Annotated in this window: 10 protein-coding genes; 8 read left to right on the forward strand and 2 right to left on the reverse strand. The window is 70.5% G+C overall.

Annotation, left to right across the window (positions count from 1 at the left end; all coding sequences use genetic code 11):
* From AB8Z36_RS21170 to AB8Z36_RS21190, 5 genes are all read left to right on the forward strand, one after another.
* A partial coding sequence (locus AB8Z36_RS21170; protein ID WP_369214927.1) for a carbohydrate kinase family protein occupies positions 1 to 633 on the forward strand: 633 nt, incomplete at its 5' end.
* 229 nt (positions 634 to 862) lie between these two features.
* Positions 863 to 1,879 carry a PhoH family protein gene (locus AB8Z36_RS21175; RefSeq protein ID WP_369214928.1) on the forward strand — a complete coding sequence of 339 codons (1,017 nt, stop codon included), beginning with the start codon at positions 863 to 865 and terminating at the stop codon, positions 1,877 to 1,879.
* Between the two features lie 12 nt (positions 1,880 to 1,891).
* Positions 1,892 to 2,389, forward strand: a complete 498-nt coding sequence (gene ybeY, locus AB8Z36_RS21180; protein ID WP_369214929.1) for an rRNA maturation RNase YbeY — start codon at positions 1,892 to 1,894, stop codon at positions 2,387 to 2,389.
* A gap of 4 nt (positions 2,390 to 2,393) precedes the next feature.
* A complete protein-coding gene (locus AB8Z36_RS21185) occupies positions 2,394 to 3,698 on the forward strand; it encodes a hemolysin family protein (protein WP_369214930.1) in 1,305 nt (434 codons plus the stop codon).
* Positions 3,695 to 4,051 carry an MmcQ/YjbR family DNA-binding protein gene (locus AB8Z36_RS21190; RefSeq protein WP_369214931.1) on the forward strand — a complete coding sequence of 119 codons (357 nt, stop codon included), beginning with the start codon at positions 3,695 to 3,697 and terminating at the stop codon, positions 4,049 to 4,051. Before AB8Z36_RS21185 ends, AB8Z36_RS21190 begins: the two co-directional genes overlap by 4 nt.
* Positions 4,052 to 4,253: 202 nt before the next feature.
* Here AB8Z36_RS21190 and AB8Z36_RS21195 read toward each other — a convergent pair whose 3' ends face one another.
* Positions 4,254 to 4,385 (reverse strand): hypothetical protein, encoded by a 132-nt coding sequence (locus tag AB8Z36_RS21195; RefSeq protein WP_257788610.1) that lies wholly within the window; start codon positions 4,383 to 4,385, stop codon positions 4,254 to 4,256.
* Positions 4,386 to 4,829: 444 nt separating this feature from the next.
* On the opposite strand from AB8Z36_RS21195, the gene AB8Z36_RS21200 reads away from it, so the two are divergent.
* The 3 genes from AB8Z36_RS21200 to AB8Z36_RS21210 all read left to right on the forward strand — a co-directional run bounded on the left by AB8Z36_RS21200 (position 4,830) and on the right by AB8Z36_RS21210 (position 6,162).
* Complete coding sequence (locus AB8Z36_RS21200) at positions 4,830 to 5,744, forward strand: helix-turn-helix domain-containing protein (protein WP_369214932.1); 915 nt, start codon at positions 4,830 to 4,832, stop codon at positions 5,742 to 5,744.
* A gap of 84 nt (positions 5,745 to 5,828) precedes the next feature.
* On the forward strand, positions 5,829 to 5,978 hold the full coding sequence (locus AB8Z36_RS21205) for a hypothetical protein (protein ID WP_369214935.1): 150 nt from the start codon (positions 5,829 to 5,831) through the stop codon (positions 5,976 to 5,978).
* A 19-nt stretch (positions 5,979 to 5,997) separates the two neighbouring features.
* A complete protein-coding gene (locus AB8Z36_RS21210) occupies positions 5,998 to 6,162 on the forward strand; it encodes a DUF397 domain-containing protein (RefSeq protein ID WP_369214934.1) in 165 nt (54 codons plus the stop codon).
* Positions 6,163 to 6,205: 43 nt separating this feature from the next.
* Here AB8Z36_RS21210 and AB8Z36_RS21215 read toward each other — a convergent pair.
* Positions 6,206 to 7,527 (reverse strand): MFS transporter (locus AB8Z36_RS21215; protein WP_369214933.1); only part of this gene is annotated, 1,322 nt, incomplete at its 5' end.

Here is a 7,527-nt window from a genome sequence, read left to right on the forward strand (position 1 = left end):
GCCTCGCTCGCCCCCGGCACCAGCGCCCCCTGGATCGCCCAGGCCGCGGGCAGCGGCACCCGGATCTTCGGCGACGTCGGCTGGGACGACACCGGCCGGTGGGATCTCGCCGCCCTCCCCGACCTGCGGCACTGCGAGGCGTTCCTGCCGAACGCGGAGGAGGCCATGCGGTACACCCGCACCTCCTGCCCCAGGGAGGCGGCCCACGCGCTGACCGAGTACGTACCGCTCGCGGTGGTGACCCTCGGTGCCGACGGGGCGTACGCGGTGGACCGGCGGACCGGCGAGAGCGCGGAGGTGCCCGCGATCGAGGTGGAGGCCATGGACCCGACCGGCGCGGGCGACGTCTTCGTCGCCGGTTTCGTCACCGGCACCCTGGCCGGGTGGCCGCTGGCGGACCGGCTCGCCTTCGCCGGGCTCACCGCGGCCCTCTCCGTGCAGGAGTTCGGCGGGTCGCTCTCCGCGCCCGGCTGGGCCGAGGTGGGCGGCTGGTGGCGGCGGGTCACGGAGTTCGACGAGCAGGACCCGATGGCCCTGCGGCGCTACAGCTTCCTGGAGACCCTGCTTCCGGCGGCCGGCAGGCCCTGGCCGCTGCGCCGGGCCGTGCCGACCATCGGATTCCGGTCCGCCTGAGCGCGCGGGGGCGCATCCGGGGGCCGGGCCGAAAAGGCCTACGGCTCTGTCAGTGGGCCGTCGTACTCTTGGCAGTGCAGGAACAGCTGTCCAGACGGTGTGGCAGCCGTGATCACCGCGGCCGTCACCCGACCATCACCGAGGAACCACGACGGCGGACGTCCCGGTCCGCGCAAGCGGCGCCGGATCTGGCGCGAAGGAGGGTTGAGCAGGCCTTTAGAGCCGGCCCATGACTCAGACACCCACAACTCCCACTGCCGCGCAGGGCCAGGCCCGGGCACACTTCACCGTGCCGGCCAACCACCCCATGGTGACCGTCCTCGGCTCCGGCGACGCCCTGCTGCGCGTGATCGAGAAGGCCTTCCCGGCGGCCGACATCCACGTCCGGGGCAATGAGGTGAGCGCCGTGGGCGAGGCCCGCGAAGTGGCCCTCATCCAGCGCTTGTTCGACCAGATGATGCTGGTGCTCCGCACCGGACAGCCGATGACGGAGGATGCGGTGGAACGCTCGATCGCCATGCTGAGGGCGGACGAGAACGGCAACGGCGCGGAGGAGACCCCCGCCGAGGTCCTCACGCAGAACATCCTCTCGTCCCGCGGCCGCACCATCCGCCCCAAGACCCTGAACCAGAAGCGCTATGTGGACGCGATCGACAAGCACACGATCGTGTTCGGCATCGGCCCGGCCGGTACGGGCAAGACGTACCTCGCCATGGCCAAGGCGGTGCAGGCGCTCCAGTCCAAGCAGGTCAACCGCATCATCCTGACCCGGCCCGCGGTCGAGGCGGGCGAGCGGCTCGGCTTCCTGCCGGGCACGCTCTACGAAAAGATCGACCCCTATCTCCGCCCGCTGTACGACGCGCTGCACGACATGCTCGACCCGGACTCGATCCCGCGCCTCATGGCGGCGGGCACGATCGAGGTCGCGCCCCTGGCGTACATGCGCGGCAGGACGCTCAACGACGCGTTCATCATCCTCGACGAGGCGCAGAACACCAGCGCCGAGCAGATGAAAATGTTCCTGACCCGCCTCGGCTTCGACTCCAAGATCGTCATCACCGGTGACATCACCCAGGTCGACCTGCCCGGCGGCACCAAGAGCGGTCTGCGGGAGGTGCAGCGCATCCTCGACGGCGTGGAGGACATCCACTTCTCCCGGCTCACCTCCCACGACGTCGTCCGGCACAAGCTGGTCGGCCGTATCGTCGACGCGTACGAGCAGCACGACAGCCGCGACGGGAAGTAGACCAGCACCACCATGTCGATCGACGTCAACAACGAATCCGGAACCGAGGTCGATGAGCAGGCGATCCTCGACATCGCCCGCTACGCCCTCACGCGGATGCGCATCCACCCGCTCTCCGAACTGTCCGTGATCGTGGTGGACGCCGACGCCATGGAGCAGCTCCACATCCAGTGGATGGACCTGCCGGGGCCGACGGACGTCATGTCCTTCCCCATGGACGAGCTCAGGCCGCCCATGAAGGACGACGACGAGCCTCCGCAGGGCCTCCTCGGCGACATCGTGCTCTGCCCCGAGGTCGCCACCAAGCAGGGCCAGGACGCCCCGACGCGGCACTCCATGGACGAGGAGCTCCAGCTCCTGACGGTCCACGGAGTGCTGCACCTGCTGGGGTACGACCACGAGGAGCCCGACGAGAAGACCGAGATGTTCGGTCTCCAGGCGGCCATCGTCGACGGCTGGCGCGCGGAGAAGGGCCTGACCGGCCCGTCCCCGGCGCCCACCGTCTCGTAACGCCATGGACGTCCAGCTCATCGCGGGCGCCGTCGCCCTGGTCGTCGTCGCCTGGCTCGCGGCCTGCGCGGAGGCGGGCATCGCCCGTGTCTCCAGCTTCCGCGCGGACGAGGCCGTCCGCTCCGGGCGGCGCGGCAGCGCGAAGCTCGCACAGGTCGCGGCCGACCCGACCCGCTATCTCAATGTGGCGCTGCTGGTCAGGGTGGCCTGCGAGATGGCCTCGGCGGCCCTGGTGACGTACGCCTGCCTGAAGGAGTTCGACCGGACCTGGGAGGCGCTCGCCGTCGCCATCGGGGTCATGGTCCTGGTCAGCTATGTCGCCGTGGGGGTCTCGCCGCGCACCATCGGCCGCCAGCACCCGCTGAACACCGCGACCGCCGCGGCGTACGTGCTGCTCCCGCTGGCCCGGGTCATGGGCCCGATCCCGCCCCTGCTGATCCTCATCGGCAACGCGCTCACGCCCGGCAAGGGCTTCCGGCGCGGCCCGTTCGCCTCCGAGGCCGAGCTGCGCGCGATGGTGGACCTCGCCGAGAAGGAGTCCCTGATCGAGGACGAGGAGCGCCGGATGGTGCACTCCGTCTTCGAGCTGGGCGACACGCTGGTGCGCGAGGTGATGGTGCCCCGCACCGACCTGGTCTCCATCGAGCGGTTCAAGACGATCCGGCAGGCCCTCACGCTCGCCCTGCGCTCCGGCTTCTCGCGCATCCCGGTGACCGGGGAGAGCGAGGACGACGTGGTCGGCGTCGTCTACCTCAAGGACCTGGCGCGCAAGACGCACATCAACCGCGACAGCGAGTCCGACCTCGTCTCGACGGCGATGCGCCCGGCGACCTTCGTGCCCGACACGAAGAACGCGGGCGACCTCCTCCGCGAGATGCAGCAGGAGCGCAATCACGTCGCCGTGGTCATCGACGAGTACGGCGGCACGGCCGGCATCGTGACCATCGAGGACATCCTGGAGGAGATCGTCGGCGAGATCACCGACGAGTACGACCGGGAGCTGCCGCCCGTCGAGGAGCTGGCCGACGGCTGCTATCGCGTGACCGCCCGTCTCGACATCGGCGACCTCGGGGAGCTCTTCGGCTTCGACGAGTTCGACGACGAGGACGTGGAGACGGTCGGCGGCCTCCTCGCCAAGCGGCTCGGCCGGGTCCCGATCGCCGGGGCGTCCGCGGTCGTGCCGCTGCCGGACGGCCGGGAGCTGACGCTCACCGCGGAGTCCGCGGCGGGCCGCCGGAACAAGATCGTGACGGTGCTCGTGGAGCCGGTCGCGGCCGGGGACGCGGTCAAGGAGGGGGAGCCGGGATGAGCCCCGAGGAGCTGCGCGCGTTCTGCCTCAGCTTCAACGACGCGGTGGAGGAGTTCCCCTTCACGCCGGAGACGTCGGTCTTCAAGGTCGCGGGAAAGATGTTCGCCCTCGCCTCCCTCGACAGGCGTCCGCTCACCGTCAACCTCAAGTGCGACCCCGACCTGGCGGTTCAGCTGCGGGCCGCGCACCCCGAGATCGCGCCGGGGTACCACATGAACAAACGCCACTGGAACACGGTCACGGCCGACGCCGCACTCCCCGACGCCCAGCTCAGAGAGCTGATCGAGGATTCCTACGACCTGGTGGTGGCAGGCCTCCCCAGAGCCCGGCGCCTCCGCCTCGACCGCGGCTGAGCCCGCGCGCGGGCCGGGGTGAACTCGTCGATGTGTCCCAACTGCCCCTCGCCATAGGCACGGTGGGGCGGCAGAATGGTGGGGAGGGCGGATCCGAAACGCTCCCACTCCGGGCTGCCGTCCAAGGAACACGGAGTGGAAACGTCTGTGCGATGGCGTCCGCCGCACCTGGCCTCGGCCCCTGGGCCGGGGCCAGTTCCGTTCACACGTGAGGCAGCACCCACTCGTCGATGATCTTCTGGATCACCAGGAGCAGGCTGACCCACGGAGCCGCGAGGGCGGCCCGGTCGGTCCACGTGCGGAGGGTGCGACGCCCATCCGGCTTCTCGGCCATCGGGCTGTTCTCCTTCCTGGTCCCACGCATGCCGTGGATACCGCGGCGATCCACGAACGGGTGGCGACAGGAAGAGGGAACCGGTGATCCGGTGCACTCGAAGGAGTGAGCCGGGCGCCGTGTCGTCGCTGCGCTGCAACCTCCTTGCTGGAGCGTTCAGTTGGGCGTGATGCTGCTCCAGACCAGCGTAGCCTGGAGGTGCGCACATGGGTAGAGTGCGGTACGACAGCTTGCCGACGTGCGTGTCACCTTTAGGAGCGTCCGATGAGCAGGTAGCGAAATGCGATATAGCTGTCCGGCAACTGCCGGGCCTTCCTGTTGCCGCTTCGAGCGGGATGGGTTCTCCTGGCAGTGACGTGAACCGTCGCCTTGGAAGGTCTCGATGAGTAAGCTGCTAGTCTGCTATGTTGCACCTCGCACGGTCCGGTTGGGGGTGGAGCCATCATGAGCGTGCCGAATGCGGCGCTTCAGCGGCTGCGTCTGCGCACCGAGCTCCGCAAGGCGCGGACCGGTGCCCAGCTCACGCAGCGCCAAGTCGCGGCCCGGATGGAGTGGAGTCCCTCCAAGCTGATCCGGATCGAGGCCGGCGAGGTCGGCATCTCCGTCAACGACCTGCGCCCTCTGCTCGACGCGTACGGCATCCGGGACCGTCGCAAGATCGACGAGCTCCTCGATCTCGCGCGCGGGAGCCGGCGCATGCCCTACAGCGAGTACCGCGACCTGTACGGCAAGGAGTTCCTGGAGTTCCTCGCCCTGGAGTCCTCCGCCTCCGTCATCCGGCACTACGGCGCCCTGGTCATGCCCGGCCCCCTCCAGACCGAGGAGTACGCACGGGCGATCATGACCGCGTACAACAAGAGCATCTCCGAGGAGCGTCTTGAGCGCGGTGTCGAAGTGCGCCTGGCGCGCCAGGAGCTGCTGACCTCGGGCGGGCGTGAGCTCTTCTACATCCTCGACGAGTCGGTGGTGCGCCGGCACGTGGGCGGGCGGGGTGTCATGCGCGCCCAGCTGGAGCGGCTCGCGGAGCTTGCGGCGAAGCCCGGCGTCAACATCCAGATCCTGCCGTTCAGCATCGGCGCCCACGCGGGCATCCAGGGCCCCTTCAGTCTCTTCGAGTTCGAGGCGGACGAGATGCCCGACTCCCTCCATCTGGAGAACCCGCGCGGCGACTCGTACACCACCAACGCCGCGGACGAGACGGGCCGTTATCTGGAGCGGTTCTGGGAGCTGGAGGACCTCGCGGTCAAGGACGACATCGGCACGCTCCTGCGGGCGCTCGCCGAGCGGGTGGAGGACGGGCGGGACGATCTGGAGAATCTGCTTCGAGGCGCCCCCGTGGACGCCGTCGCACAGGAGTAACACGCCCTGCATCGCGGGATCTTGGCGCGAAACCGGTCGTTCATATTCGTATGACGCGCCGTTATTCTGGAGGAGGTGCTACGTGTGCCTGCACCAGTCGCGCGGGAAGATCTGGTGAGCCGGATTCCCGGCCTCCGTCCTTCCGCCGTGGGCAGCGACGGCTGGTCTTCCGCACCCGGGGTGGAGGAGAAGCGTGGGCAGCTCATGGACGTGGCGCAAGAGCAGCGCGAGTGATGGCGGGGAAGAGCAGTGCGTGGAGGCCGCCTGGACCGGGGAGACGGTTCTGGTGCGTGACTCCGCGCGGCGCGGGGGGAGCGTGCTCGCTCTCTCCCCGCAGGCCTGGACGGCCTTTCTCGGCCTTGCGGTCCGGCCGTCCCCGGCCGCCCGCCCACGGGACGAACCGGCGGTCCGCCTCTGAGTGAGGCGGACCGCCGACGGGCGCGGCAGCTCCGGCGGTGGCGCTAGCGGCGGCGCAGGCCCGCCGCGATCAGGGCCGCCGCCGCGAGGACCACCGCCGCGTCGATCGCGAGGACCGTGCGGGTGCCCGTCAGGAGGCCGGGGGCCGTCGTCGCGAGGACGCCGAGCAGGGGGATGCCGATGGTGATGCCCACCTGCTGGGTCGAGGTGACCAGGCCGGTCGCGAGCCCCTGCTCCGTGTCGGGGACGCCCGACGTCACCGTCACGCCGTACGAGATGATCGCGCCCAGGTGGCACATGCTCGCCAGGGAGACCGCCGCCGTGGCGGGCCAGACCCACCAGCCCTGGTCGCCGACGCCCAGCAGCGTGGCCACGAGCAGGCCCTGGCCGAGCAGCGAGCCGACCAGCGTGCGGTGCGCCCCGAAGCGGCCGATGACCTTGGCCGCGTACGCCCCCGCGACCACCGAGAGCACGCCCTGCACCCCGAAGACCAGGCCGGTCTGGAAGGCGGACAGGCGCAGGATCTCCTGGAGGTAGAGGGTCAGTACGAAGATGACCGTCGACATCATCGAGAAGGTGACGAGGCCGCCCAGGTTCCCCCAGGCCACCGTCCGGCGCCGCAGCATGGGCAGGGAGACCAGCGGGGCGGCGGCGCGCGACTCCACCAGGCCGAAGGCCACGAGCAGGGCCACGCCCGCCACCAGCGTGACGATGACGTCGGCGCCGCCGAAGCCGCGCTCGGCGGCGGTGGACAGGGCGTAGATCAGGGCGAGCAGGCCGCCGGTGACCGTGATGGCGCCGGGGATGTCGAGGCGGGGGCGTTCGGGCGTGCGGGACTCCGGGAGCAGGCCGGGCGCCAGCGGCAGCACGACCAGCGCGAACAGGGTGAGCAGGCCCATGGTGGAGCGCCATCCGAGCGTGTCGGTCAGGACGCCGCCGAGCACCATGCCCACCGTGAAGCCGAGCGAGAGCAGCGTGCCGGAGATGCCGAGCGCCCGGTCGCGCTGGGGGCCCTCGGGGAAGGTCGTCGTCAGCAGGGACATGCCGGTCGGCACGATGGCCGCCGCGCCGACGCCCTGGAGCGCCCGTCCGGCGAGGAAGGACGCCGGGTCCCAGGCGAACGTGGCGAGGAGCGAGGCGAGCCCGAAGAGCGCGAGCCCGGCGAGGAACAGCCTGCGCCGACCGAACAGGTCGCCGATCCTGCCGAAGAGGAGCAGGAAGCCGCCGGACGGCAGCGCGAAGGCGGTGACCGCCCACTGGAGCGCGGACTGGCTCATGCCGAGGTCGGCGCCGAGCACGGGCAGCGCCACGTTCAGCACGGAGAAGTCCAGCGCGACCATGAACTGAGCCGCGCAGAGCACGAAGA

Source organism: Streptomyces flavofungini, from assembly GCF_041028215.1.
GTDB classification, from domain to species: Bacteria; Actinomycetota; Actinomycetes; order Streptomycetales; family Streptomycetaceae; genus Streptomyces; species Streptomyces flavofungini_B.